This window comes from Streptomyces sp. TLI_55 (assembly GCF_900206255.1).
Taxonomy (GTDB): domain Bacteria; phylum Actinomycetota; class Actinomycetes; order Streptomycetales; family Streptomycetaceae; genus Streptomyces; species Streptomyces aquilus.
Genome location: NZ_OAOJ01000001.1, coordinates 5,004,182 through 5,030,343, shown reverse-complemented (window position 1 = coordinate 5,030,343; position 26,162 = coordinate 5,004,182). Strand labels below are relative to the sequence as shown.

The following is a 26,162-nucleotide window of genomic DNA, read 5'->3' as shown; positions in this document are numbered from 1 at the left end:
GCTCAGAACACCGGCGTCCCGGCCTGCGTCAGCTTCCAGTTGGTGACCGCGAAGTCGGCCGGGTCGAGCGCCCCCTTGGCCGTCACGTAGTCGATCATCAGCTGCCGGATCTCGTTGGTGGAGCTGTAGGCGATGTCGGCGGTGGCGATGTGCGGATACCCCGAACCGCCGTTGGCCCGGTAGTTGTTGACGGCGACGACGAAGACCTGGTCGTCGGTGACCGGGGCGCCGTTGTAGCTGAGGTTCTTGATCCGGGAGCCCTCGGCCTGCGCGACGTCGATCTCGTAGTCGACGCCCGCCGCCGTGTCGTACATGTAGTCCCAGAACTTGTTGGCGTTGGTGAGGGTCGCGGTGTCGACCTTGGTGCCGGCCGGGACCTGGTAGTAGTACTTCGCCGCGAACTCCAGGTAGTCCTTGAGCTGGGCGCCCGTCAGCTTCTTGCCGTACAGGGTGTTGTCGTAGATGTAGAGCCCGGCGATGTCCTTGATGGTGACGCTGCCCTGGGGGATGTCGGCCGTGCGGCTGAAGGGCGCGGCGACCGAGATCAGCGGGAGCGCCGCGTCCGACGCGGAGAGCCCGGCCTTCACCGTCTCCATCTGGACCTTGTGGATGAAGTCCATGATCGGCACGTCCTTCCAGCAGGACTCCGCCGCGGAGAGGTCCTGCGTACAGGTGCCGACCGCCGTGTTCACGTACTTCACGACCAGCTCGTGGTCGGCCTCCAGGAGCTTCTTGATCTCCGGGTCCTCGTCCACGTCCTTGGGGTTGAGGGTCTGCGCGGTCTTGCTCGTCACCTTCCACTGGCCGTGGTGGAGTTCGAGTTCGAAGTCGAAGACGCTCAGCCGGTAGCCCCAGCAGTACGGCTCGGACAGCAGCACCTCGTCACCGGTCTCCGCGTTCTTCACCGTGTACGAGGGCACCTCGACGTGCGTGTGGCCGACGAGGATCGCGTCGATGCCCGGCACCTGCTCGGCGACCAGGTTCGAGGCGTTCTCGACGTACGGGAGCGAGTCACCCCAGGACGTGGAACCGTCGAGCCCGGAGTGATCGGTCAGGAACACCACGTCGCACCCGAGCGCACGCAGCCGCGGCACGTACTTCTTCGCCTGCTCGACCAGCCCGGGGAAGACCATCTTCCCGCTCACGTTGTCCTTGTCCCACAGGGCGATACCGGGGTTGGTGAGCCCGAGGATGCCCACCTTGATGTCCGGCGCGCCCGGCACACAGATCCGCTTCACGGTGTACGGCTGGAAGGCGGGCTTGAGCGTCTTCGCGTCCAGCGCGTTGGCGCCGAGCAGCGGGAAGCGGCACTGCTGCTCGAACTTCCGGAGCACCTCGATGCCGTAGTTGAACTCGTGGTTGCCGAGGGCGGCGGCGTCGTAGCGCATGTGGTTCATGGCGACGGCCATCGGGTGCTTCGGCGCGCCCTTGTCGGTGATGGGCTGCACCCGCGCGAAGTAGTAGGCCAGCGAGGTGCCCTGGATGATGTCACCGGCGTCGACGAGCAGCACCCGGTGCTCGCCCTTGGCGGCACGCTGCTGCTTGATGAGCGTGGCGACCCGCGCCACACCCACGGAGTTGCCCGCCTTGTCGCTGTAGGCGGCGTCCTTGTAGTAGTCCCAGTCGAAGACGTGGCTGTGCAGGTCGGTCGTGCCGAGGATGGAGAACGACCAGGTGCGCGGCTTCCGCTCGGCGGCTTGCGCCTCACCGGCACCGACCGCTCCGGCCACGGCGACGGCCGCACCGGTGACGGCCGACTTCTGCACGAACTCACGGCGGTTCATGGGAGGGACGGGCATACGGGGCTCCTGGAAGCTGGTGGGGGCGCGACGCGGTGCTACTCGCGTAGATCGTGGCGTCTGTCCGTCCGGCCGGAAACCAGGACTTGTCCATGTCCGGTTCAAGGATGGGTCAGCTACGAGGTCGCCGACCGGCCCGGTACGAAGCCAAGCAGGAAGTCGATGCCACTCAGCGGCTCTTCGCCCGCTTCCCCACCCGGTCGATCAACTTGGCATCGAAGTACTCGAACCGTTCGCGGTCTATGTCCCCCGCAGCGAGGATCATCCGAGCCATCGAGGCAGGACCTGTTGCGTATTCCTGGCACAGCGTCCAGACACCCTTGCGAGCCGCGATCCGGCAGTCGAGGGCCTCCAGGGAAGATCAGCGGCAACCTGTGGCACCCCCAGCGATACAGCCGCCACCTCCAACGCGTCTTCTACATCTCGGCGTTGTTCAGCATCCGACCTTGTGAGGAATCGCGCCGGTTCTACGACCGTAAACGCGTCGAAGGCCAGCGCCACACCCAAGCCGTGCTCGCTCTCGCTCGCCGACGCGTCAACGTCCTCTGCACCCTGCTGCGCGATGGACGGCGCTACGAAGTCACTCCACCGACCATTCTCGCGGCTCGAAGAGAGATGGATCATCGAAATCACACTCCGCTTCACGCCACGCAGGACTGGCAGATATAACGAAGCTCTGAGCACCCTCTTCAAGCAGATACACACCCCCGGACCTCAGGCCAGCCGGAACACGGTCGGCAATACGCGCGGCATCATCAAAAGCGGGTTCCCGGATCAGAATACCACGATAAGCAGACCTAATGGACATGAATTCCACATGGCCGAAATAGATCTCAATTCGCGTCGATGTCCGAGCGATTCGATCAGGATTACTACGCAGGATCAATTGGCGATGCGATGCACTAAAGCTCCACACTTCAAATTTTCTACCCGACTCAAAAAGTACGCTCATCTGATGCCCGCCGCCTTCCGAATGCCAACGAAATCGGGGATGTGCATCGTCGCCGGCATGCCGTTCCAGTACCAGTTGATCGAGTCCCAGCTGCGATTACCTAGCATGACATTCCTACCAATGACACTCATTTCCCATGCCGTTCCGTAGCCCGATTGAGTCGCCATCTTAAGACCACCCTGGGCTCCCCGGATGTAGGCATTCACAAAAGCTTCCGCAGGGGTATCCCCGGGTAGACCATCAAGCGTCACAGTGAGCCTGGTACTGGAATTACCGACAGCTTCTTGTACACCATTCATCCAAGCAGGAAGGCCGTTCTCTGCGACTTCTCCAAAGTTGCTGTCATTGAACGTGTGAGCGTTGGAATCTCCTGCTGATCGCCGTTTCTTCGCCAGGGAATCAGAATGGTCGCCAACCCCGAGCACAACGCTATCCGGGCAGTTGCTGTTGTGAACCAGGACCGGCGTGCCGCCCGCCACCACATAGTACGTGTGGAGTTCCTCGACAGTGAGGTTCCAACGGTTTGCATTGCCAGGCGTGAGGTGGACGCCAAGAACGTAGACGTGGCCGTTGTCAGCGGTTTCCAAGGCGTCGCCCTGGTGGAGCTCGCCGGCGGGGACCCAGGTGTGTGTGGTGTCGTCCCAGAACGGGTGGTTGGCGGTGGTGTGGACGGTGGCGGTGCCGCCGTGTTCCGTACGGATGGTGAGGTCGAGCAGGTCGTGGTCGTGGTTGATCCACACGTGCTTGACCGTGCGGGCGCCTCGGTGCTTGCCCGTCTTCGGATCCGCCGCTTCGACCTTGTCACCGACCTTGAGCTTGCCGATGGGCTTCGTCTTGCCCTTCGGCATGAGGACGGGCGTGTCCGGGGAGAAGCTGCATTTCTCGGAGGTCCGGCTCCGGGCCGGCTTGGTTCCGGACGAGCCTGATGCGGGGCTGCTGGGCTCGGCGGCTTCCGCATCCGCCTCCTCCGCCCGCGCCTGCGCGTTCGCCCGCTTCAACTCGACCAGGTCGCGAGCGTCGGCAGCAGCTTCGCTGATCGCCTCGGGGGCGGCACCCGCCTTGGCGGCGGCGTTCGCCTCGCCCGTACGGGGGGTGTCCTCGGCCGTGTCCTCGCTGACCGACTCGCCGCCCGGGCCGGGACCGCAGTCCCCCGTGAGGGCGCCACAAGCGGCGACTGCCGCTGTCGTACCACCCTCGATGCACGCGGGTCCGAGCAATCCGCCCGACTCCACCGTGCAGGCGCCTGCACCGATCACGACGACAGTGACCACAGCACCGGCGGCGACGTACGGCGCGGCCTTCTCCACGTAGTGCCCGAGGCAGCCTATGAAGCCGTCACAACCGCCGCCCCCTCCGCCGCCGCTCCCGCCGCTGGACGTGTTGGTGTTACCGGAACCGCTCGACCCGCCCGAACCGCCGGAACTGATGTCCCCCGGCCCACACGCGTCCCAGCCACCGCTGCACGGCGTGCCGTTGGGGTTGACCTTGATGGTGCCGGTCGGGTCGCTGCCCGTCGCCGGGTTGTCACCGGCGTATGTGTACCCGCCCATCTGGTTCGGATCGCCCGCCTCGAACAGCGGGTCCGCCGTCAGGAACCGGCCCAGTGTCGGGTCGTAATTCCGTGCTCCCAGCAGATCCAGACCCGTCACCGAGTCGGTCGGCTGGCCCAGGTAGCCGTGGTTTTCGTCCGCCGCAACCCATGTCGACGGCTTCGCGCCGCGCGGGTTTCCGTACGGGTCGTAGTAGCGGCGGGTGACCGACAGGTCGTCAGCGGCCACCGACGTCGTCGCCGTGCCCTGCGAGTTGGCGACCTGGTAGGTGACCTTGCCGGTGCTGGATCGGGTGATCCGCGTGCCGTCCGCGCCTGCGTAGTAGCGCAGCGCCGTGCACGTCTTCGCCGCGACGTCCAGCGTCAACTGCTCGGCGCCGCCGAAGAGATAGAGCACCCGTGTCTTGTCCGTGCCGCCGACCGCCGCCGTCTGCTCCAGCAGGTTGCCGTCCGCGTCGTACAGATACTTGCTCGTGCGGCTCGTCGTCCCGGACGGCGTCGAGACCGTCGCCGTCCGGCCCTCGGCGTCGTACGTGAACGTCTGTGTCTGGCCGGCGGGCAGTGCACCCGCCGTGATCGTCGACCACGTCTGCCCCTTGCCGCCGCAGGTGGTCAGCGTCAGCTGGGTGCCCTTGGTGGCGCTGGCGCTCGGGTCGGTCAGACACAAGGTGCTCTTGGCCGCGTTGACGAGTGTTCCGGTCGACGTCACGCGCCACTTCTGGGTGGCGTCGGTGGAGCAGGTGTCGGCCACCACGCCGGTTCCGGAGGTGGTCGCGTTGCCTGCGGTGTCCAGGCAGAAGCCGCCCGCCTTCACGGTGCCGTCGGTGCCGATCGTCCACTTCTGGGCCGTGGCCGACGAACTGCACGTGTCGACGTCGACCTTCGCGCCGGACCCCGTCTCCACGACGCACAGCTTGCCGCCACCCGCGAGAGTGAAGCCGGTCGCGATCGGTCCCGCCGTCTTCGTCGCACGGCTGACCGTGTTGCCCGCGTTCTTGCTGGCGGCGTCCGTGTACGACGGGGTCTGCGTCGCCGTACCCGTCCCCTGGTTGCTGATCGTCGTCGCGCCCGCCTGATCCGGGTGTGCGACGGGAGTCGTGCCGTCCGCTCCCGGATACGACGTGGACTGGGTCGTGTCCGCCGCCGCGTTGCCGGTCGGGTCGTGGTCGACCATCCCCGTGCGGTCGCCGAGCAGATCGTAGGTGTACGTCTGCCAGTACGGCGCCGGGCCACCGATCGTCTTCGTCTTCACCGGCGCCGCACTGGTCTGCACGGAGGCCGTGGTGCAGCCGCCGACCGCGCCCACCGGTGCGCTGCCGGACTCGGTGATCCCGGCGGTGTCAGTCCAGGCGGCGGTGAGCCGCTGGAAGGAGTCGTAGGTGAAGCACTGGGTGTCGTGGGTGGTGTTGTTCTGGAGGTCGTCGGCGGCCGTGACCTCGCCCGCCTGGTTGTAGCGGTAGTTGACGACGTCCAGGGCCGTGGCCGACGTCTGCACCATGCTGCTGGTCTGCGTGGTGCGGCCCGTCGTCGCGTCGTACTGGGCGAACGTCGCCAACTCCTTGCCTGTTGGCCCGTAGTTGGCCTGCTGAACCCTGCCGAAGGGATCGTGGACCGTACCGTCCAGGTAGGAGGGCGTGTTGGAGGGGCTGATGTCGCCGCCGAAGCCGTCCAACTCGCCCTGCAGCGTGTAGCCGTAGCCGACCCGCTCGGCCGGCAGGCCGCCGTCCGCCTGGTACTGGGTCGTCGCCAGCAGGCCGGTGTTCGGCGTGTAGGTCAACGCCAGGGTGTACGTGATCGTGTCGCCGTCGGTGCCGGCCTTGCCGGGGAAACCATCGGCGGCGGGGATCGTCAGCGTCGAACCCTGCGGTTGGTACGCCGTGTTGTATCCGGTGATCGCCTCGGTGTACGCGCTGCCGCTCGCGCCACCGACATAGCGGGTCGAGGACGTCGGGTAGCCCTTGGCCAGCGTGTCGTACTCGCGTGAGATCAGTTGCTTCGTTGAGTCCGGGGTGGCGGACCACGGCGCCGAATACTCCGCCGTGACCCGGCTGTCCCAGTCGTAGGTGTACGACAGCACCTGGCCACGCGGGTCCGTGGTCTGCAGGAGGTTGCCCAGGACGTCGTACTTGTCGAAGGTCGTGGTGCCCGTGTTGGGGTCGGACTGGGAGGTCTTCTCTCCGAGCAGGTCGTACTTGTACGACCAGGTGTTGCCGGCGCTGTCACTGACCGAGTCGACCCGGCCGGCCGGGGTGTAGGTGTACGTGGTGATGGCGTCGGCCTCGCCGGCCGTGTGCCAGGTGTTGGTCTTCCAGATCGCGGCGCCGGTGCCGTCGTACAGCACCATGTTGGCGTCGTTCTGGATCTGCAGCACGGTGCCGGTGGCGGAGGTGCCTGACGACCACAGGACCGTGGTGCCACCTGAGTTGTAGACGACGAAGTTTCCGTCGCTGCGCAAGGTGGCGAAGGCCCCCGGGTTGCCGGAGGTGCCGGTGGACCACAGGGTCTTGCCTGTGGCGAGGGAGGACAGCACCAGATTGCCGTCGGCCTGCATGGCCAGGCGCACGCTGCCCGAGGTCAGTGACGTGCCCGAAGGGATGACCTGCCCCTGGGTGACCTTGGCCGTGGCACCGGTGTTCTTCACCAGCGATTTCACCGTCCGGCCAAGTGCGTCGGTGAAGACAGCCGTTGCGGATCCACCAGCCGGAGGGGTGGTGTCGGTCTCGTCAGCACCGGGGTAGGCGGTGCTGGAGCCCCACTGCTTGACGGCCTGGTGCCACAGGGTGCTCGCGGTAGCGCGGCCCTGACCGTCGTACGTGGTCGTGGTCTCGGCCGGGATCTCGTTCTCGTTGGCCGCAAACAGGGTGGCGGACGGGGCGTGGTCCGGGTCCGAATAGGGGGCGTATGAGGCGCTCGGCCAGCCGTGGGAGTCATAGAACGTGTCGGAGATGATCCGGCCGGAGTCGGAGTCGCCGTCGGCGGTCGTCTGGACCTGGCGGGGCTGGAGCATCCCGTCGTAGATGCTGATGGACGTCGCGTACGTGCCGTCCTCGCGCAGGGTGCGCGTGGTGACCGAGGACGGGTCGCCGGGCTGCGTGATCGTGCCGCCGGGGGCAGGCACCGCTCCGGGGTTCACCGAGTAGGCGAACGTCCGGTCCGCGCTCTGCGTCGCCTTGTCGCGTCCGGGCAGCCAGACGGCGGTACGGCGGCCCAGGGCGTCGTAGGTGATGTCGGTGACACGGTTGTTGGCGTCGATGTTCTCGAGGGGCAGGCCGCGCAGCCGGTCGAGGGTGGAGGTGACCTTCCACTGCTTCTGGTTGGTGGAGGCGATGCTCGTCGGGTTGGTGTTGCCGCCCGTGCTGCTCCACTTGGGCAGGTAGTCGGTGTGGGTGCCCTTGCCCGTGGCGTCGAGAGCGTCGGTGACCCGGCCGGCGCCGTCATAGGAAATACCGCTGGTGGTACGCCAGTTCTCGGTGCCATCGCCGGCGAATCCGGTGGCGAGCCGGGTGCCCGTCACCCGTGGATGGGTCACGGTGCCGTAGGAGCCGAGGTCGGTGACGGAGCCGTCCCCGTCGTAATAGATCTTCTTGTCGGAGAGCAGGGTGTCGGTGCCGGGCTTGGTGCCACAGGGGCCGGAGACGGTGGTGATGCGGTCCGGGTAGGCGAGCAGCATGGCGTTGCCGGCGGAGGACGACGGTGTCGCGTAGTCCGTGGTGGCGCACTTTTCCTGCGCGGCCACGGAGACGTCTCCGTGCGCGTCCACGGACTGCACGCGGCCCTGGTCGTCGTAGGCGACATCGCTGCGGGTGTGCCGCCAACTGCCGTCCGTCAGCAAGGAGTAGCCGTTGGTCTGGGTGGACTTGATCCGGCGGGCGGTGAGGGCCGGCAGCGTGGCCGCGGACGGCTTGCTCTCGCCCGGGTTGTCCTCCTGGGTCCAGGCCGTCCACGAACTGCGGTCCTTGTGCGCCGTGGTGGTGAAGTCGAACGGACCGTTGACGGTGGAGGCGTTCACCGTCACGCCGGAGGCGGTGTAGGTGTCCGACTGCAGTGCGGTGCCCGCGAGTTGGTCGGCGTCGTCGACCGTCTCGACGGTCTTGCCACCGACCGTGGCGGCCAGGCTGATCGAACGGCGGCTGCCGTCGGCCTTGTAGTCGCCGTCCATGCCCTGCAGATAGGTGGTCGTCTGCTGGGTGACCGGCTCGGGCGCCTTGCCGGTGCGTACCGTGACGCTGCGGAAGCCGCGGAACTGGTCCCAGGTCCGGTACTGGTCGTCGGTCAGGTCGGAGTCGTCGCGGTGCCAGGCGGCGCCCGAGTAGGCGTAGGTGAAGAGATGCGCCTCGGAGCCGGCCGGGATCTTTGAGGCGTCCGGGCGATACTGCGCGGCGACGGTCAGGTCGGCGACGGCCACGCTGTGGACCGTCGTCTTGTTGAACCAGTCGGCGATCGGCTTGGTGGCGCCGGGCACCGTCCAGTACACGGGGTAGCAGGAGTTGGTGTTGGTGTCGGCCTGCTTGATGTCGAGCGTCTTGCCCGCGCACGGGTTCTGGTTGTACTCGACGGTGATCGACTCACCGGTCTCGGTCTGCACGTTGGCTATGCGCGGCCGGTACAGCGCCGGCGCGGACGGAGCGTCGTCATCGACCCGGTTGTCGATCTCGGTGCCGGTGAAGGAGACCTGGTTGAGGGCGATGTCCTTGTTGCCGTTGCCGTAGGTGTCCTTACCCGTGTGCCGGATGGACTGCAGCCACATCACGGCCTGGAGCGAGCCGGCGTCCTTCGGGTCGACGGTGGTGCCGCTGACCGGGTCGACCGCACCGCCCGCGTCGGAGTACACCTGCCCGAGGTCATAGGAGTCGACCGGGACCAGCTTGTCGGTGTCACCGTCCTTGACGTGCACCTTGGTGGTGATGGAGTCCAGCCGCGTGGTCGACCAGAAGGTCGGCGAGGACACGATGCACACGTCCGTGGGCACCTTGGTGGCGTCGTCCGGCAGCTTGGTCTTGTCCGTCGAGTCGCAGTGCAGGTCCCAGGGGACGTCCGGCCAGTGCGGCGCGGTGTTGTCGTCGAGGTTCCCGGCCGAGCAGTCGGTGAAGGAGGACGTCGTCTGGCAGCGCTGCTTGGACGTGAACGACACCTGCGCGGACGGGGTGCGGCCCGCCTGCTCGTCGTCGAGGGTGTAGCCGTACGAGATGGACGTGAGGGTGCCACCCCGGGTGTAAGGGGTGAGGGTGCCGGTGTCGTCTTTGTCGTCGGTCGCCGCTGCCTGGCCGCCGCCGAGGTCGTACCAGCCGGTCTCGGTCGTGTAGTCGTAGCGCTGCACGAAGCCGCTCGGCGAGACGACGAAGTCGAGGTTCCAGCGCCAGCCCTCGGGCTTGTCGCAGCGGGACTTCTTGCCGTCGGCGTCGCTGTGGCAGGGGTCGGAGGAGCGCGGGTGCAGCACCGGGACACCCCACGCAGCATTCGTGGAGTCGTCCGAGCCACCCGAGACCGATCCCTTGGTGCCCGGGCCGCTCGGCGCGTGCTCGGCACCGAAGTAGGCGGCGGCGCCGTCCGTGGTCAGGACGCGGAAGTAGGTGCCGTTGTAGAGGCCGTTGGCGGCCCCGGACAGCTCCTGTACGAGGGTGCCGTCGTCTCCCTGGAGCCTGAACTCCCGTATCTCACCGGGCGCTCCGGAGGACGCCGTGGGGACGAGGACACCGGAGTGCGAGCCGAAGGAGACGGTCGCGTTGGCACCGCCCCAGCACTGGTCGCCCGAGCCCTTGAGGATCTTCTTGCCGTCGGCGTCGAGCAGCGATCCGCAGGAGCGGTACGCCCGCTCCACGAAGCCCGGTTGGTAGCTCCAGCCGTCACCGATCCACGAAGCCTGCGAGTTGCGGGCCGAGGTCTCGCCGTCCACCGACTGCGAGTCGTACGACAGTCCGACGGCGGGGCCGGTGTCCCCCACGCCTGCCGGAACATCGATCGGGTACGAGTACGTGTACGCGCCGGTGCCGTTGGTCTGCCAGTTCCCAGCCGGGGTCAGCGAGGTGGCCGAGTAGTCGCCCTGCGAGCCACGGCTGCCGGAGGTGACGGCGATCGCGGAGTCCGCGGTGGTGGTGGCGGTGAGCTGGTTGGCGGTGGCGCGGTTGACGGACCTCAGGGGCGTACGGGTACGGCACTCGGCACGCTGCGGGGTCGTCAGGGCGCAGGCGGGAAGGCGGGTGAGGGTGAGACGGGAGCCATAGCCACCGCCGTAGGCCTTGGCGGCGGAGGAGTAGTCGACAACCACGCTGACCTTGGTGGCGGGGTTCCCAGCCCCGCCCAGCCCGACCAGCAGGCCGGTGTCGGCACCCGCCCGCAACGCCTGTGTACGGGAGGCGAGTCGGACCCGGACCTGCTGCGGCTTCGCCTTGCCGGATGCCGCGACCCATACCGGCAGCGTGCCCGCCCTGACCGGCCTGGCCTTGACGTCGACCGTGTGCGAACCGGCGTGCGGCCAGGAGGGGTTCGCTGCCGTGTAGCGGGTCAGCGGGCGGAAGCCACGGGGGCGGAGGGACTTCGGACGGCCCAGCTGGTGGTCGCCCACGGCGGGCGTCTCGGGCAGCGGCTTCGGCTTCCACATGTCGCCATGGAAGACGTATGGCCCGACGCCGTTCTGCGCGACGGCTCCGGTGGCCAGCAGCGCCATCACCGCCAGCAGGGCAGAGACAAGCGTCAGCGTTCTTCGCGCAGCCACGTGAGAAGTACCCCCGTAAAACACGGACCTGGCGGTCCGTTGACTGAAAGGTCACGTGGTCGGCGTGATCCAGCATGGGAGGTTAGGAACGAGGTTGAACGAACCTCAAGACTTTTTGCCAAGGCCATGACACTTCCGTGATTGCTTTTGGCATTTCCTGTGTACGTTCCATGGAGGGGAGCGAACATCACCGCCGCACGCCGTCGCTGACGCACTGACCGCCGTCCAGCAGGCTCTTCGGGCGGCGGATGGTCGCAGATCTCGTGTCTGCCCTGTCCGTCGTGCGAAGGAGTAGTTCCGTGCTGCCGTCATACGCCCGCAGATCGGCGGTGCTCTCCGCACTCGCCGCCCTGCTGCTGACCGGGCTCGCCGTGCCGGCCGGCGCGGCCGCCGCCGATGAACCCGCCGACGCCGCGGACCCGTTGCTCACCGCCCAGGCCGAGGCGGTCGCCGACGGTACGTCCGTAGCGGTCGAGGCGCTGACCAGCGAGACCGACACGGTGACCGCCGAGGCGGACGGTTCCTTCACCACGACCACGTCCGTGCTGCCGGTGCGGGTGCGGCGGGACGGTGGCTGGGTACCGGTGGACGGCACACTCGCCGCCAACTCCGACGGCACCTACTCCCCCAGGGCCACGCCCAGCGGCGTGCGCCTGTCCGGCGGCGGCAGCGGTCCGCTCGCCACGCTCGCCGACCCGGCCGGGCACAGCATGAGCCTGACGATGCCGTTTGCGCTGCCCGCGCCGCAGGTAAGCGGGGACACCGCGCTGTACCCGGCGGTGCTGCCCGGTGTCGATCTCTCGGTGACGGTGACGGACCAGGGCGGCTTCAGCGATGTGCTGATCGTGCATGACGCGAAGGCCGCAACCGACCCCCGCGTCCGCAAGCTGGCGGTGGCGACGGACACCCACGGCCTCGATCTGGCCGCCACTTCGGCGGGCGGCATGACAGCGAAGGCGCCGGACGGCTCGGTGTCGTACACGACTCCACCACCGCTGATGTGGGACTCCAGCACGACGGACACGGCAAACACGGCAGCGACCGTCAGGCCTGCGGCCTTCGTGCGAGCCGGCGCCGACGATCCGGCGCCCGCCTCCGCCTCTTCCGCCGCCGGCCCCGGCCCCGGCGCCCAGGTCGGCCAGGTGCCGATGACCACCACCGCCGACGCCCTCACCCTGGCTCCCGACACCTCGGTGCTCGACGGCCCGGACACGCACTACCCCGTCTACATCGACCCGTTCGAGACCCCGGTGACCAGCAAGTCCGGCGCCTTCGACGAGGTGTACTCCAGCTCAGCCTGCTCCGACGCCCCGCAGTACAACAAGCCGCAGACCAACGGCGAAGGCGTCGGCTACCAGCAGTGGGGCGGCGCCTGCGGAGTCGGCCTCGAGCGTTCGTACTACGCCGTCAATACGGCCGGCCTCGACCCGTCGATGACGGTCATCAAGGCCGAAGTGAAGGTCAGCACCAAGTACGCGGCCAGCCTCGACTGCTCCCACGACCAACCGATCACCCTGCACACCACCGGCACCATCAACGAGAACACCGACTGGAACCACCAGCCCGACACCCTTGACGACAACGACTATCCGGCAGTGAAGACCACCGTGCCCAGCGGGGCGAACGGCAACGGAAACTGCTCCAACAGCACCGCCTCCTTCCGCGTCGACAGACAGATCCAGAAGATCGCCGACGGCAACAAAGGCACCTGGACCATCGGCCTGTTCGGCAACGAGTCCAAGACCAGCTCCAACCTCGACTACCTGCGCATGTCGCAGGTCCTCTCGCTGACCACGAACTTCGACATCCCGCCGGACGTCCCCACCAAGCTACGCACCACGCCCAAGCCGCTGGGCTCGGACGGCGACTGCGTGACCGGCGGCGGAGCGATCGGCTGGATCGGCGCGACTACGTACAGCGACGCGGGCAGCAACCTCCAGTTGCATTCCACGGTCGTCACGCACATCACGGGCGAACACGCGGAGGCGCACTACCACGTCTGGGACCGCACCGACCTGGACTCCGCCGGCAACCCCGTGGAAAAGAGCACCCCGGTCAGCGACATGGTCGCCTCCGGCCAGGACGCCGATGCGCCGATCGGCTTCACGCTCAAGGACGGCCACGAGTACGGCTGGGACGTGTACGCCCAGGACAACATCAAGCTCAGGTCTGCGGTCAGCGACCACTGCTGGTTCGACACTGACTTCACCCCGCCGCAGACCCCGGCGATCGCCGACAACGCGCACTTCCCGCCGGTCGGCAGCGGGGCCGGCGACACCTACGCGGGCAGCGGCGTCACCGCCGACTTCGCCGTCACCGCGGCCGACAACACCCCGGCCGACACATGCGATCCGGCGGGCTGCAAAGCCAGCGGCATCGACCACTTCATCTGGCAGCTCGACGGCCAGCCCACCACCGGCACCGGCAGCCCCGCCAAAGCGACCTCCACCAGCGGCACCACCGCCTCCGGCATCGTCACCATCCCGGTCACCGACTGGGGCGTGCACACCCTGTACGTCGCCGCGGTCGACAGGGCGGGCAACCTCTCACAGAATCCGGCGAGTTATACCTTCACCGCGCCCTGGGACCCGAAGACGAAGATCGCCCCGGGTGATGTGACCGGCGACGGCAGCCCCGACCTGCTCGCCACCACCGGCACCGGAGACCTGGAGCTGATCCCCGGCGACAGAGACCCCGCGCAGACTCCCGCGCCCGCGCAGGACGGCCCGGTCGGCGACAACCCGCCCGCGATCAAGGGTCCGGTCATCGTCTCCACCGCCGCCGGCGCGCCCACCGGCACCTGGAAGGACTACCTGATCGCCCACCGCGGCAACCTGCACGGCGACACCCACGACGACCTGCTCGCCTACAACCGCAAGACCCAACAGCTCTACGTGGTGAAGAACGACCTCGACCCGAAGAACGACGGCGACTTCCCGCGCACCCCGTATTCGACCTTCCCCGGCTTCGTCGGCCGCCGCTATGACGTCGTCACCAAGGACGCCTGCGAGGCCACCGACGTCGTACCCGCCGACCGTTGCGCGAACGCGGGCTATGACCCGGCGAAGCCCTGGGACATCTCCCAACTGGTCGTCGACGGGGACGTGTACGGCAACGCCGACCACCCGGCCGTCATCACGGTGGAGAACAACAGGCTCTGGCTGTACCAGACGTACGGGGTCAACCACCTCGGCCACCCGCGGCTGCTGGGTGACGGCGACTGGTCAGGCCTGACCCTGATCGCCCCCGGTCGCGTCAGCGGCACCTTCACCGTGGACAACAACGGCAACGGCAAGATCACCGGCGGCACCCCCACCCTATGGGCCCGCGACGACACGTCCGGCGCCGTCTACACCTTCCCGATCGACATCGACGCCGACACGACCCTCCCCAAGTTGTTGCACGCCCCGATCCGCACCGCGTTCGTCTCCGCCGTGAGGACGTCGACAGGCGGCACGCTCTGCATGGACGACGCGGGCGCCCACACCGCCGACCACACCAAGATCCAGATCTATACGTGCAACGGGAGCCCGGCCCAGCAGTGGGTCCTGCACGGCGACGGCTCCCTGCGCGTCCTCGGCAAGTGCCTCGACGCCACCGACGGCGGCACGGACAACGGCACCCTGTTGCAGCTCTACAAGTGCAACAGCAGCGGCGCCCAGAAGTGGACCACGGGCACGTCCGGCAGCCTGGTCAACCCGCAGTCCGGCAAGTGCGTTGACAATCCCGGCGCGAGCACGACCAACGGCACCCAGGTCCGCCTCTACACCTGCAACGGCAGTGCGGCCCAGAACTGGACGAGCAGTGCCACAGCGGGCTGGAACGCACACCCTCCCACCGCCCTGCCCGTGGTCCTGCGACAGCGCGACTACCCGACCGTCGCCTCCCCCGGCGACGTCAACAGTGCCACCGGCGGCCCGGACGGCAAGCCCGACCTGTACGCCACGGATGCCTCCGGCCGGCTGACCGAGTATCCGGGGGCCGCTCCCACCGGCACCACCGCCGCCTTCTCCGCCCCTGTCTCGCTGGGCACGGTCACGGAGACCGCCACGCACCGCTGGAACCTCGCCGACGGCACCGGCACCACAGCGGCCGACCCGACCGGCAACGCCCCCGCCACCCTGACCGGCGGGGCCTCCTGGGCCACGGACGCCGACCGCGGCACGGCCCTGAACCTCAACGGAACCACCGGCTACGCGGCCACCACCGGCCCCGGCGTCGACACCAGCAGCAGCTTCACCGTCTCGGCCTGGGTGAAACTCAACTCCCTGGCGAGCACCAATTGGACCTTCGTGTCGCAGTCCGACAACCCGTCCGTCGGCGCCGCCAACGGCTTCCAGCTCTACTACTCCTCCGGCGCCGGCGTCTGGGCCTTCGGCCGCCACGACGACGACACGACGAGCACAGCCTTCACCGCCGTCTATGGCGCCAAGGCCGTGGCCGGCAAGTGGACGCATCTCGTGGGTGTCTACGACGCCGACGCCGGCCAACTGCTCCTCTATGTGAACGGCCACCTGTCCGCCGCCAAGGACTACTCCGGGACGATCTGGAACGCGGCCGGCCCCGTCCAGTTCGGCCGCCGGCTCTTCCAGGGTTCCTACGGCGAATACGCCAATGGCCGCCTCAGTGATGTGCGCCTCTACCCGACCGCCCTTCCCCCGGAAGCCGCGACGGCACCCGGCGGCAGCGCGGTGGTGGAAGAGCTCGGCTAGGTCGCCCTCGCCGAGAAACGCAGCAGGAGCCGCCCCCGAAGGGACGGCCCCTGCTGCGCGTCATGTCAGAGGAACGAGTTGATCTCGATCGTCTCGTCGCGGCCCGGGCCCACGCCGATCGCGGAGATCGGGGCGCCGGACATCTCCTCCAGCGCCTTGACGTAGTTCTGGGCGTTCTTCGGGAGGTCGGAGAAGGACTTCGCCTTGGTGATGTCCTCGGACCAGCCGGGGAGGGTCTCGTAGATCGGCTTCGCGTGGTGGAAGTCGGTCTGGGAGTAGGGGAGCTCCTCGACGCGCTTGCCGTCGATCTCGTAGGCGACACAGACCGGGATCTGCTCCCAGCCGGTGAGGACGTCGAGCTTGGTGAGGAAGAAGTCGGTCAGGCCGTTGACGCGGGTCGCGTAGCGGGCGATGACCGCGTCGAACCAGCCGCAGCGGCGGTCACGGCCGGTGGTGACACCCCGCTCGCCGCCGATGCGGCGCAGCGCCTCGCCGTCCTCGTCGAACAGCTCGGTCGGGAACGGGCCCGAGCCGACGCGGGTCGTGTAGGCCTTGAGGATGCCGATGACCCGGCTGATCTTCGTGGGGCCGACGCCGGAGCCGGTGCAGGCGCCGCCCGCGGTCGGGTTCGACGAGGTCACGAAGGGGTACGTGCCGTGGTCGATGTCCAGGAGGGTGCCCTGGCCGCCCTCGAACAGCACGACCTTGTCCTGCTCCAGTGCCTGGTTCAGCACCAGGACCGTGTCCGCGACGTACGGCTTGAGCCGGTCCGCGTAGGACAGCAGTTCCTCGACGACCTGCCCGGCCTCGATGGCGCGGCGGTTGAAGACCTTGGTCAGGAGCTGGTTCTTGCCGTCCAGCGCCGCCTCGACCTTCTGCGTCAGGATCGACTCGTCGTACAGGTCCTGGATGCGGATGCCGACGCGGTTGATCTTGTCGGCGTAGGTCGGGCCGATGCCCCGCCCGGTGGTGCCGATCTTCCGCTTGCCGAGGAAGCGTTCCGTCACCTTGTCGACGGTGACGTTGTACGGCGTGATGATGTGAGCGTTACCGCTGATCAGGAGCTTGGACGTGTCGACGCCTCGCTCGTTCAGCCCGTTCAGCTCGGAGAACAGGACCGACGGGTCGACGACGACACCGTTGCCGATGACCGGAGTGCACTCCGGGGAGAGGATTCCGGAAGGGAGCAGGTGCAGGGCATACTTCTGATCGCCCACGACCACCGTGTGGCCGGCGTTGTTGCCGCCCTGGTAGCGCACCACATAGTCGACAGACCCACCTAGCAGGTCCGTCGCCTTTCCCTTGCCTTCGTCACCCCACTGAGCACCGAGCAGCACAAGTGCGGGCACGCGCGTACACCCCTTCCGGGCGGGGCATGTCCAAGGTCAGGGGCGTACGCGGCACAGCCCTGTGCCGCATACACCGGCGACCTTCTTCGGCCACCGTCGGCCGTGGTCGGCCGCGAACCCGTCGGACCCGGATGCCCCGGAATAGACGAAGCCCCTGGCGCAATAGCGCAAGGGGCTCTTGCACAAAGATGCTACCCGAGGAAGCGAGGCAGGACCGAGGTGGCGACTTCAGCGACTTCCGATCAGCTGCTGGTGGTCATCGATCCGGTCGCCCGGAGGACCGACGGCGAGTCGGTCCGGATCGCGAAAGACGTGCTCAGCGCGGGTGCGACCACGAAGGTCTGCATGCCGGAGGGGCCTGAGGAATTCGCTCGGGTGCTGGCTCGCCGGGGTTCGCGGCGGCCGGTGGTGGTCGGCGACGACCGGGCGCTGCTGCGCGCGGTGTCCCTGCTGCACCGGCAGCGGGAGCTGGCCGGATGTGCACTGTCGTTCGTGCCGGTGGGCGGTGCGCTTTCGGTGGCTCGTTCCCTGGGGGTCCCGACGGGTGCGGTGGCCGCCGCGCGGACGGTCCTGGACGGCGTGGAGCGCCGCCTCGACCTGCTCGTCGACGACAGCGACGGGGTGGTGCTGGGCGCGCTGCGCATCCCCGCGCCGACTCAGCAGCCGCCGGAGCCGGCGCTGGCGGCGGTCGCGGGGGCCGGGCACCCTTGGCTGCGGACCTGCCAGACGCTCGTACGGACCCTCGTCCCGGCCCGCCCCCTCCGGGAGCCCGCGCCGCCCGCGCCCGGACCCTCCCGGCTCCGGGTGGAGGTGGACGGGGTGACGCTGGTCGACCTGGGCCAGCCGGTGGAGGCGGTGTCGGTGACGCCGGGCGCGGCGGGGCTGGCCGACGTGGAGGTACGGCCGGTGTCGGTGGGCGCGGAGGCCGCCCCGCTGCGGGCCTCAGGCAGAACGGTGACGGTCACGGGCGCGGACTTCCGCTACGGCGCGGACGCGGGCGTGGCGGGCCCGGTACGACGCCGGACGTGGACGGTGTGGGAGGGGGCGCTGGGGCTGACGCTGCCGGGGCGGTGACGGGCCCCCACATGGGGGTGTTGCTACCGTGCCGGTCCGCCGATCGCACCGGGAGGACGCGTGAGCCAGTACTTCGACGTGGGCGACGAGACCCTGTGGAACCCCTCCAACGGAGCCGCCCGCCTCTTCCTGCGCCATGTGCGGCTGTACGAGGAGGAGCTGGGCGTTCCCTCGGGGTTCGGGCCCATGGAGAACGACGAGTGCAAGATCGACCCGGCCGCCTTCGCGACGTACGTCGACGCCCTCCTCGACCTGCACGACCGCACCCGGCACTCGATCATCGACGCGCTCTCCGAGGGCTTCGTCGCGACGGTGCTGGTGCTCGCCGGGCGGGCCGGCATCGAGCCGCGGCGCCCGGCACCCACCGACGGCCTCGCGGGCCTCACCGACGTCCAGGTGCCCCTGCCCGACGCCCAGGACAGGGCCGTACGTCTGCGCGAGCGGGCGGATCTGCTGCGACGCGGGATGCCTGTCTAGGCGCCGGCGCCGGTGCGGCCCCGGCAGCTCCCGGCCCCGGCACTACGCCGGCAGCGCGTCCGACTCGTCCTTCAGGGCCACCCCGGTCGCCCCCAGCTCCCGCGCCCGCCCCATCAGCGCCGCCAGCTTGCCCGCCGCGCCCTCGTACGACAGGCCCAGGGGCGGTCGGATGTTGGACAGGCAGTTGCGGTCGGCGTCGGTCGTCGCGCCCGGCACCGGCCGGTACGTCAGATACGCGCCCAGCGAGTCCGCCGCCGACATGCCCGGCCGTTCGCCGATGAGGACGACCACCATCGCCGCCCCCATGGCCGCCGCCACCGCGTCCCCCAGCGCCACCCGCGCCTGCTCGGCCAGCACGACCGGCGCGATCCGCCAGCCGGGCAGCCGCGTCACGGTCTCCGTCACCACCGTCGCCGCGTGCTCGTGCACCGCCCGGCTGGACAGCCCGTCCGCGACGACGAACACCACGTCCCACTCCCCCGCCGGCAGATGCGCCCGGTCGGTCGCGTCCAACCGGCGCCCCAGGTCCGGGCGTTGGAGATACGTCAGCCGGTCACCGGCCGCGCTGCGCACCCGTACCGTCGGAAGACCCGGCAGCCCCGCCGCGACCCGGTCCGGCTCGAACGGCGAGTGCACCGCGTCCCGCGCGGCGGCGTGCGCGGCCTGGAGTTCCAGCCGGTGCCGGGTGGGGAGGGCGGAACCCGCCCGGCCCAGGCCGATACGGGCCTGTGTACGGCCGCGCAGCGACCGCCACAACTCGCCCTGTCCCAACGTCAGTTCACTCATGCCGCGAGCTCCCTTCCGGCGATCTCCGTCAGTGCGTGCGCGCCGACCTCGCGGATGCCGCCGCCCTCGTCGAGCAGCCCCATCGTCGCCAGCCACGCCTCGAACTCCGGTGCCGGGCGCAGCCCGAGGACCTCGCGGAGGTACAACGCGTCGTGGTACGAGGCGGATTGGTAGTTGAGCATGATGTCGTCGCCGCCCGGCGTGCAGATCACGAAGGACGCGCCTGCGACGCCGAGCATGGTGAGCATGGTGGCGACGTCGTCGTCATCGGCGTCCGCGTGGTTGGTGTAGCAGATGTCCAGGCCCATGGGCAGGCCGAGCAGCTTGCCGCAGAAGTGGTCCTCCAGCGCGGCGCGCAGGATCTGACGGCCGTCGTAGAGGTACTCCGGGCCGATGAAGCCGACGACGGTGTTCACGAGCAGGGGGTCGTAGCGCCGCGCCACCGCGTACGCCCGTGCCTCCACCGTCTGCTGGTCCACCCCGTGGTGCGCGTCGGCCGACAGGGCGCTGCCCTGCCCGGTCTCGAAGTACATGACGTTCCGCCCGACCGTGCCGCGCTCCAGCGTGAGCGCCGCCTCGTACGCCTCGTCGAGCAGCCCGAGCGTCACGCCGAAGGACGCGTTGGCCGCCTGGGTGCCCGCGATGGACTGGAAGACGAGGTCCACCGGGGCGCCTCGCTCCATCAGGTCCACGCTGGTCGTGACATGGCAGAGGACGCAGGACTGGGTGGGGATGGCGTACCGCTGGATGACCCCGTCGAGGAGGTCCAGCAAGTCCCGTACCGCCTTGGGGCTGTCGGTGGCCGGGTTGATGCCGATCACGGCGTCTCCCGACCCCAGCAGCAGCCCGTCCAGCAGGGCGGCCGCGACGCCCGCCGGGTCGTCGGTGGGGTGGTTGGGCTGGAGGCGGGTGGCGAGGCGTCCGGGCAGGCCGATCGTCGAGCGGAAGGCGGTGACGACCCTGACCTTGCGCGCGACGGCCACCAGGTCGGCGTTCCCCATGAGTTTGGAGACGGCCGCCACCATCTCCGGGGTCAGCCCGGGGGCCACGGCGGTCAGCGCCGGACCGTCCGCCGCCAGCAGCCACTCCCGGAACTCCCCGACCGTCATCCCCGCCACCGGCGCGAACGCCGCCGTGTCATGCGTGTCCAGGATCAGCCGGGTGACGTCGTCGCTCTCGTACGGGATCAGCGGTTCCGTCAGGAACGTCGTGAGCGGCACCTCCGCCAACGCCCAGCGCGCCGCGACCCGTTGGCGGGCCGACTCGGCCGCGAGCCCGGCGAGGCGGTCGCCGGACCGTTCCGGGCTCGCGGCGGCCAGCAGCTGGGCGAGGGACGCGAAGCGGTGGCGCTCGCCGCCGAGGGTGGAGGTGTGGACGCTCATGGCGGCGACCGTACGAGCCGCGTGTTGCGAGCAGATTTCCGCAGATTTCCTCGAACTTCTAAAGGTCTGGTTGACAAACATTTAACGCCCCGAGACCCTTGGCCGACTCATTCGGCCGACAGAGTCCAGCCCGGTACACCAGCGCGTCAGCAGGAGAGGGGCCTAGCCCGATGGCAGTGGACGAGGGAGTCGCCCCAGCGGCGAACACGGACGAGACAGGCACGGTTCACCGGCTCAAGCCCAACGCCGTGGGCCTGCTGGGCGTGGTCTTCATGGCCGTCGCGACGGCCGCGCCGATCACCGCGATGACGGGCAACGTGCCCTTCATGGTGTCGGCGGGCAACGGCATCGGCGCCCCGGCGAGCTACCTCGTCGCAATGGTCGTCCTGGCAATCTTTTCCGTCGGCTTCACGTCGATGGCGAAGCACATCACCTCCACCGGAGCCTTCTACGGCTTCATCTCCTACGGCCTCGGACGCACCGTCGGACTCGCCTCCGGACTGCTCGCCACCTTCGCGTACGTCGTCTTCGAGCCGGCCCTGATCGGCATCTTCTCGACCTTCGCGACGGAGACGCTGAAGGACCAGACGGGCGCGGACATCCCGTGGTGGGCGTTCGCCATCCTGATGCTGGCGATCAACGCCATGGGCACCTGGTTCGGCGTCTCGGTCGCCGAGAAGCTGCTCGTCGTGCTGCTCGCCACCGAGGTCACCGTCCTCGCCGCGATGGCGATCTCGGTCGCCTTCCACGGCGGCGGCCCGGACGGCTTCAGCATCGACCCGGTCAACCCGGTCAACGCCTTCAAGGGCACCTCGGCCGGTCTCGGTCTCTTCTTCGCCTTCTGGTCGTGGGTCGGCTTCGAGTCGACGGCGATGTACGGCGAGGAGTCCCGCAACCCGAAGAAGATCATCCCCAAGGCGACGATGATCTCGGTGCTCGGCGTCGGCGTCTTCTACGTCTTCGTCTCCTGGATGGCCATCACCGGCACCGGCCAGTCGAAGGCCGTCGAGGTCTCCACCGCCAACCCCCTCCAGCTGTTCTTCGGCCCCACCGAGCAGTACGTGGGCCACTGGGCGGTCGACGTCATGCAGTGGCTGATGATCACCGGCTCGCTGGCCTGCGGCATGGCCTTCCACAACTGCGCCGCCCGCTACATGTACGCGCTGGGCCGCGAGGGCGTCCTGCCCTCCCTGAAGAACACCGTCGGCCGCACCCACGCCCGGCACGGCTCCCCGCACATCGCGGGCCTGGTCCAGACGATCGTGACCGCGCTGCTCCTGCTGGCGTTCGCGGCCGCCGGCAAGGACCCGTACACCGGCACGTACGTCCTGCTCGCGATCCTCGGCACCATGGCGATCCTGGTCGTGCAGGCCGTCTGCTCCTTCGCGGTGCTGGTCTACTTCCGCCGCAACCACCCCGAGAGTCGGCACTGGTTCAAGACCCTCACCGCCCCGCTCGTCGGCGGCGTCGCGATGCTCGCGGTGGTGGCGCTGCTGGTGTCCAACATGGGCGCGGCAGCTGGTTCGGAGTCCGGCTCGCTGGTGCTGAAGGCGACCCCGTGGCTGGTGGCGCTGGTCGCGGCGGCGGGCATCGGCTACGCGCAGTACCTCAAGCGCCGGGACCCGGCCCGCTACCGGCTCCTGGGCCGGACGGTCCTGGAGGAGACGAAGGAACGCTAGTCGTCGCCGAAGAGTTCCGCGCGGCGGACCTGCCAGCGCTCCATCATCTCGGCGAGGTCCTTCTCGATGAACTCGAAGAAGGCGAGCGTCTCGGCCAGCCTGCGGCCTGCCGGAGTCCCGGCCCCCAGGCTGGCCACACCTTCGCGCAGGGCGTCCTCCCAGCGCTTGATGACCGCCTCGCGGTTGGTGATGGCCTGGTACCACTGGTCGCTGTGCACCCGGTACCGCTCGCGGCGTGAGCCGGGCTCGCGCTCCCGCGACAGCATGTGCACCTGGGACAGGTAGCGCACGGCGCCCGAGACCCCGGCCGGGCTGACCTGGAGCCGTTCGCCCAGCTCGGCGGAGGTGAGGGCGCCGCTGTCGGAGGCGAGCAGCGCGGCGAAGACCCGGGCCGGCATGCGCGTCATCCCCGCCTCGACGAGCTGCGCCGCGAACCGCTCCACGAATCTGGACACCGCTTCCGGGTCCCGACCTGCCACGTCACTCATCCCCTCACCCTAACCGGCGTTCATACGCTTCCTTAACTTCACAAATTTCTGAAAGAAGCGTACGTTCTGAAACATGACGAAGGCAATCAGCGTCTCCGGCCTCCACAAGGCCTTCGGCAGGACGCAAGCGCTCGACGGGCTGGACCTCACGGTCGAGACCGGCGAGGTGCACGGCTTCCTGGGCCCCAACGGCGCCGGCAAGTCCACCACCATCCGCGTCCTGCTGGGCCTGCTGCGCGCCGACGCGGGCGCCGCGCAGGTGCTCGGCCGCGACCCGTGGGCGGACGCGGTCGAGGTGCACCGCAGGATCGCCTACGTCCCCGGCGACGTGACGCTGTGGCGCAACCTGTCGGGCGGCGAGGTCATCGACCTGATGGGCCGCCTGCGCGGCGGCCTCGACGCCAAGCGGCGCGCCGACCTGATCGACCGCTTCGAACTCGACCCCACCAAGAAGGGCCGTACGTACTCCAAGGGCAACCGCCAGAAGGTCGCCCTGGTCGCCGCGTTCGCCTCGGACGTCGACCTGCTCATCCTCGACGAGCCGACCTCGGGCCTTGACCCCCTGATGGAGGAGGTCTTCCAGCGCTGCGTGGAGGAGGAGCGGGAGCGAGGCAGGACGGTCCTGCTGTCGTCGCATATTTTGAGCGAGGTCGAGGAGTTGTGCGACCGCGTGAGCATCATCCGAGGCGGCCGTACGGTCGAGACCGGTTCGCTCGCCGACCTGCGCCACCTCACCCGCACCAGCGTCTCGGCCGAACTCGCGGGCGCCCCCAACGGGTTGGCGTCCCTCCCTGGCGTCCACGATCTCGACATCCAGGGCCACCGGGTCCGCCTCCAGGTCGACACGGACAAACTCGACGCCGTACTCAGGCAGTTGAGCGAGTCAGGCGTACGTTCTCTCACCTCGACACCCCCGACCCTGGAGGAGCTGTTCCTGCGCCACTACCAGGAGGCGGCGTCGTGATGACCTCCCTCGCCGGGACAGGCGTACTCCTCCGCTTCTCTCTCCGCCGAGACCGGCTGATGATCCCGGTCAGGGTCGCGGTGAACGCGCTGATGGTCCTCTCCATGCCCGCCTCCCTGAAGGGCCTGTACGGCACGGACGCCGAGCGGGCCGACCTGATCCACCAGGTGGAGACCAACGCGTCCTTCCGCGCCCTGATCGGCCCGGTCTTCGACACCGACCTGGGCGCGCTCACCGCCTGGCGCATCGGCGTCTACGCCGGGCTGGTCGCGGCGGCGATGAGCCTGCTGATCGTCGTACGGCACACCCGCGACGAGGAGGAGAGCGGCCGCCAGGAGCTGGTGGCGTCCGGGATGGTGGGGCGCAGGGCGACCCTGACGGCGGCGCTGCTGGCGGCGGGCGTCGCGAATGCCGTACTGGCACTACTGGTCACGGCGGGCCTGGCCGGCCAGGGAGCCGTGGGCGCGCTCGCCCTCGGCCTGGGGCTGGCGGCGGTCGGCATGGTGTTCGCCACGATGGCGGCGATCGTCGCGCAGCTGACGGAGAGCGCGCGGCTGGCACGCGGGCTGACCTCCGGCATCCTCGGTACGGCGTTCGTGCTGCGCGCGGCGGGCGACTCGGCCTCGGACGACGGCAGTTCGGTTTTGACCTGGCTCTCCCCACTGGGCTGGCTGGAGAACCTGCGCCCGTACGCGGGCGAACGCTGGTGGGTGCTGCTGCTGTTCGCGGCGGCGGTACTGCTACAGGCTTGGCTGGCCTACGAGTTGGCGGGCCGCAGGGACGTCGGCATGAGCTTCTTCCCGACCCGCCCGGGCCCGGCGAGGGGACGGCTCGGCACGGCGGGGGCGCTGGCCTGGCGGTTGCAGCGGGGCAGTGTGTACGGCTGGAGCCTCGCCTTCTTCGTCGTGGGCGTGGTCTACGGCGGCCTCACCGACGGCGTCGCGGACCTGGTCGGCGACAACGAGCACGCGCGCGAGATCTTCGAGCGGATGGGCGGCCAGAGCGGTCTGGAGGACGCGTTCCTGGCATCGATGGTCGGGATGATGGGCCTGGTCGCGGCGCTGTACGTCGTCCAGAGCGTGCTGCGCCTGCACGGCGAGGAGACGTCGGGCCGCGCGGAGCCGGTGCTGGCGAACGCGGTGAGCCGCCTGGGCTGGGCCGCCGGGCATCTGGTCGTCGCCTTCGGCGGGGCGGTGCTGCTCATGCTGCTCACCGGTCTGGGCTTCGTGGCGGGCTACGGCAAGGAGATCGGCCCGATCCTGGGCGCGTGCCTGGTGCAAGTGGCCGGGGTCTGGGTCATCGGCGGCCTGGCGGTCCTGCTCTACGGGGTGCTGCCGCGAGCGGCTCTCGCCGCGTGGGGTGTGGCGGGCGCGGTGCTGCTGATCGGCTGGGTGGGCCCGGCGCTGGATGCTCCGCAGGCGGTGCTGGATCTGTCGCCGTTCGGGCATCTGCCGAAGTTGCCGGGTGGGGGGATGGAGTGGGGGCCGGTGGTGGTGCTGCTGGCTCTGGCGTTGGTGCTGGTCGGCGCCGGCCTGACGGGGCTGCGGCGGCGGGACATGACGGCGTGACGGGGTTCAGTCGACGTACTGCTTGAGTTCCTCGGTGTCGAGTTCGATGCCGAGAGGCTCCGGCAGCGAGAGCTTCGCGCCGAAGACCTTCTTCACGGCGCTGCGGTAACCCTCCTCCGAATCCGGATCGCTGAAGAGCGTGACCGAACAGTCATCGCGGTCGATCAGGAGATAGAAGGGGATCCCGGCATCCGCATACCCGAAGGGTTTCTCCTCGCGGTCGCGCCGGTGCGTGTCCGCGTCGTACGAGGTGACTTCGACCGTCATGACCACGCCGTCGGTGTCGGCCCAGTCCCCTTTGCCGGTGAACGTCCCGCGAGGCGCGAGCACTGCGTCGGGAAGGGCTCGGCCCTTGCGGTACTTCTCGATCCGCAAGCCGAGCTCTCCACCCCCGTAGAGCCACAGCCCGGTACCCGCCATCAGGAAGCACTCCTGCAGCCACCTGACGACCTCGGCGTGATTGCCGTCCGTCATGCCCTTGATCCCGACCCGTCCGTTGATGAACTCCAACCTGACGGCGTCGAACCTCTTGGCCACGTGTGCAGCGAGTTCCTCGAACTCCTCGACGGACATCTGAGATGTGTGCTGCGCCATAACCGTCATGGTGCCTCCCTCCGCAGGCGGGCACCAGCTTGACGAGCCACCGGTGCCCACTGGCCGTGATCGATCGA

14 protein-coding genes and 1 pseudogene are annotated in these 26,162 nt (G+C 69.0%); 7 read left to right on the top strand and 8 right to left on the bottom strand.

Annotation, left to right across the window (positions count from 1 at the left end; translation table 11 throughout):
* Positions 1–2: 2 nt before the first annotated feature.
* Complete coding sequence (locus CRP56_RS23070) at positions 3–1,799, bottom strand: bifunctional metallophosphatase/5'-nucleotidase (protein WP_097266897.1); 1,797 nt, start codon at positions 1,797–1,799, stop codon at positions 3–5.
* Between the two features lie 354 nt (positions 1,800–2,153).
* Between CRP56_RS23070 and CRP56_RS48470 the strand changes: the two are divergent.
* Positions 2,154–2,405: pseudogene (locus tag CRP56_RS48470) on the top strand (IS110 family transposase); the annotation flags it as partial.
* Here CRP56_RS48470 and CRP56_RS47670 read toward each other — a convergent pair.
* Together CRP56_RS47670 and CRP56_RS23060 are read right to left on the bottom strand one after the other, a co-directional pair.
* Positions 2,380–2,751, bottom strand: a complete 372-nt coding sequence (locus tag CRP56_RS47670; protein WP_179851097.1) for a hypothetical protein — start codon at positions 2,749–2,751, stop codon at positions 2,380–2,382. The pseudogene CRP56_RS48470 and the gene CRP56_RS47670 overlap by 26 nt on opposite strands.
* Positions 2,748–11,012: a polymorphic toxin-type HINT domain-containing protein gene (locus CRP56_RS23060; RefSeq protein WP_143664928.1), complete on the bottom strand. Its 8,265-nt coding sequence runs from the start codon at positions 11,010–11,012 to the stop codon at positions 2,748–2,750. Before CRP56_RS23060 ends, CRP56_RS47670 begins: the two co-directional genes overlap by 4 nt.
* Positions 11,013–11,311: 299 nt before the next feature.
* Here CRP56_RS23060 and CRP56_RS23055 point away from each other — a divergent pair, with 299 nt between their 5' ends.
* Complete coding sequence (locus CRP56_RS23055; RefSeq protein WP_097266892.1) at positions 11,312–15,724, top strand: LamG domain-containing protein; 4,413 nt, start codon at positions 11,312–11,314, stop codon at positions 15,722–15,724.
* A gap of 65 nt (positions 15,725–15,789) precedes the next feature.
* On the opposite strand, the gene CRP56_RS23050 is transcribed toward CRP56_RS23055, so the two are convergent.
* Positions 15,790–17,073 carry an adenylosuccinate synthase gene (locus tag CRP56_RS23050; protein ID WP_097266890.1) on the bottom strand — a complete coding sequence of 428 codons (1,284 nt, stop codon included), beginning with the start codon at positions 17,071–17,073 and terminating at the stop codon, positions 15,790–15,792.
* 219 nt (positions 17,074–17,292) lie between these two features.
* Between CRP56_RS23050 and CRP56_RS23045 the strand changes: the two genes are divergently transcribed.
* Together CRP56_RS23045 and CRP56_RS23040 are read left to right on the top strand one after the other, a co-directional pair.
* A complete protein-coding gene (locus CRP56_RS23045) occupies positions 17,293–18,147 on the top strand; it encodes a diacylglycerol kinase family protein (RefSeq protein WP_097266888.1) in 855 nt (284 codons plus the stop codon).
* Between the two features lie 60 nt (positions 18,148–18,207).
* Positions 18,208–18,624 (top strand): DUF6086 family protein, encoded by a 417-nt coding sequence (locus CRP56_RS23040; protein WP_097266887.1) that lies wholly within the window; start codon positions 18,208–18,210, stop codon positions 18,622–18,624.
* Positions 18,625–18,666: 42 nt separating this feature from the next.
* On the opposite strand, the gene eutC is transcribed toward CRP56_RS23040, so the two are convergent.
* Positions 18,667–19,410 carry an ethanolamine ammonia-lyase subunit EutC gene (gene eutC, locus CRP56_RS23035; protein WP_097266886.1) on the bottom strand — a complete coding sequence of 248 codons (744 nt, stop codon included), beginning with the start codon at positions 19,408–19,410 and terminating at the stop codon, positions 18,667–18,669.
* Positions 19,407–20,792 carry an ethanolamine ammonia-lyase subunit EutB gene (locus tag CRP56_RS23030; protein ID WP_097266885.1) on the bottom strand — a complete coding sequence of 462 codons (1,386 nt, stop codon included), beginning with the start codon at positions 20,790–20,792 and terminating at the stop codon, positions 19,407–19,409. The genes eutC and CRP56_RS23030 overlap by 4 nt, the downstream gene beginning before the upstream one ends.
* Positions 20,793–20,962: 170 nt before the next feature.
* On the opposite strand from CRP56_RS23030, the gene CRP56_RS23025 reads away from it, so the two are divergent.
* Positions 20,963–22,471, top strand: coding sequence for an APC family permease (locus tag CRP56_RS23025; RefSeq protein WP_097266883.1), 1,509 nt, complete (start codon positions 20,963–20,965; stop codon positions 22,469–22,471).
* Here the strand turns inward: CRP56_RS23025 and CRP56_RS23020 are convergent.
* Complete coding sequence (locus tag CRP56_RS23020) at positions 22,468–22,959, bottom strand: GbsR/MarR family transcriptional regulator (protein WP_097266881.1); 492 nt, start codon at positions 22,957–22,959, stop codon at positions 22,468–22,470. The genes CRP56_RS23025 and CRP56_RS23020 overlap by 4 nt on opposite strands.
* Positions 22,960–23,032: 73 nt before the next feature.
* Here CRP56_RS23020 and CRP56_RS23015 point away from each other — a divergent pair, with 73 nt between their 5' ends.
* Positions 23,033–23,923, top strand: a complete 891-nt coding sequence (locus tag CRP56_RS23015; protein ID WP_097266879.1) for an ABC transporter ATP-binding protein — start codon at positions 23,033–23,035, stop codon at positions 23,921–23,923.
* On the top strand, positions 23,923–25,491 hold the full coding sequence (locus CRP56_RS23010) for an ABC transporter permease (RefSeq protein ID WP_097266877.1): 1,569 nt from the start codon (positions 23,923–23,925) through the stop codon (positions 25,489–25,491). The genes CRP56_RS23015 and CRP56_RS23010 overlap by 1 nt, the downstream gene beginning before the upstream one ends.
* A gap of 6 nt (positions 25,492–25,497) precedes the next feature.
* On the opposite strand, the gene CRP56_RS23005 is transcribed toward CRP56_RS23010, so the two are convergent.
* Positions 25,498–26,094, bottom strand: a complete 597-nt coding sequence (locus CRP56_RS23005; RefSeq protein WP_097266875.1) for a Uma2 family endonuclease — start codon at positions 26,092–26,094, stop codon at positions 25,498–25,500.
* Positions 26,095–26,162: the final 68 nt, after the last annotated feature.

Bases quoted from the DNA above. Each gene is read 5' to 3' on its own strand.
- CRP56_RS23070 (WP_097266897.1), bottom strand. From the start codon at position 1,799: ATGCCCGTCCCTCCCATGAACCGCCGTGAGTTCGTGCAGAAGTCGGCC.
- CRP56_RS47670 (WP_179851097.1), bottom strand. From the start codon at position 2,751: ATGAGCGTACTTTTTGAGTCGGGTAGAAAATTTGAAGTGTGGAGCTTT.
- eutC (WP_097266886.1), bottom strand. From the start codon at position 19,410: ATGAGTGAACTGACGTTGGGACAGGGCGAGTTGTGGCGGTCGCTGCGC.
- CRP56_RS23030 (WP_097266885.1), bottom strand. From the start codon at position 20,792: ATGAGCGTCCACACCTCCACCCTCGGCGGCGAGCGCCACCGCTTCGCG.
- CRP56_RS23025 (WP_097266883.1), top strand. From the start codon at position 20,963: ATGGCAGTGGACGAGGGAGTCGCCCCAGCGGCGAACACGGACGAGACA.
- CRP56_RS23020 (WP_097266881.1), bottom strand. From the start codon at position 22,959: ATGAGTGACGTGGCAGGTCGGGACCCGGAAGCGGTGTCCAGATTCGTG.
- CRP56_RS23015 (WP_097266879.1), top strand. From the start codon at position 23,033: ATGACGAAGGCAATCAGCGTCTCCGGCCTCCACAAGGCCTTCGGCAGG.
- CRP56_RS23010 (WP_097266877.1), top strand. From the start codon at position 23,923: ATGACCTCCCTCGCCGGGACAGGCGTACTCCTCCGCTTCTCTCTCCGC.
- CRP56_RS23005 (WP_097266875.1), bottom strand. From the start codon at position 26,094: ATGACGGTTATGGCGCAGCACACATCTCAGATGTCCGTCGAGGAGTTC.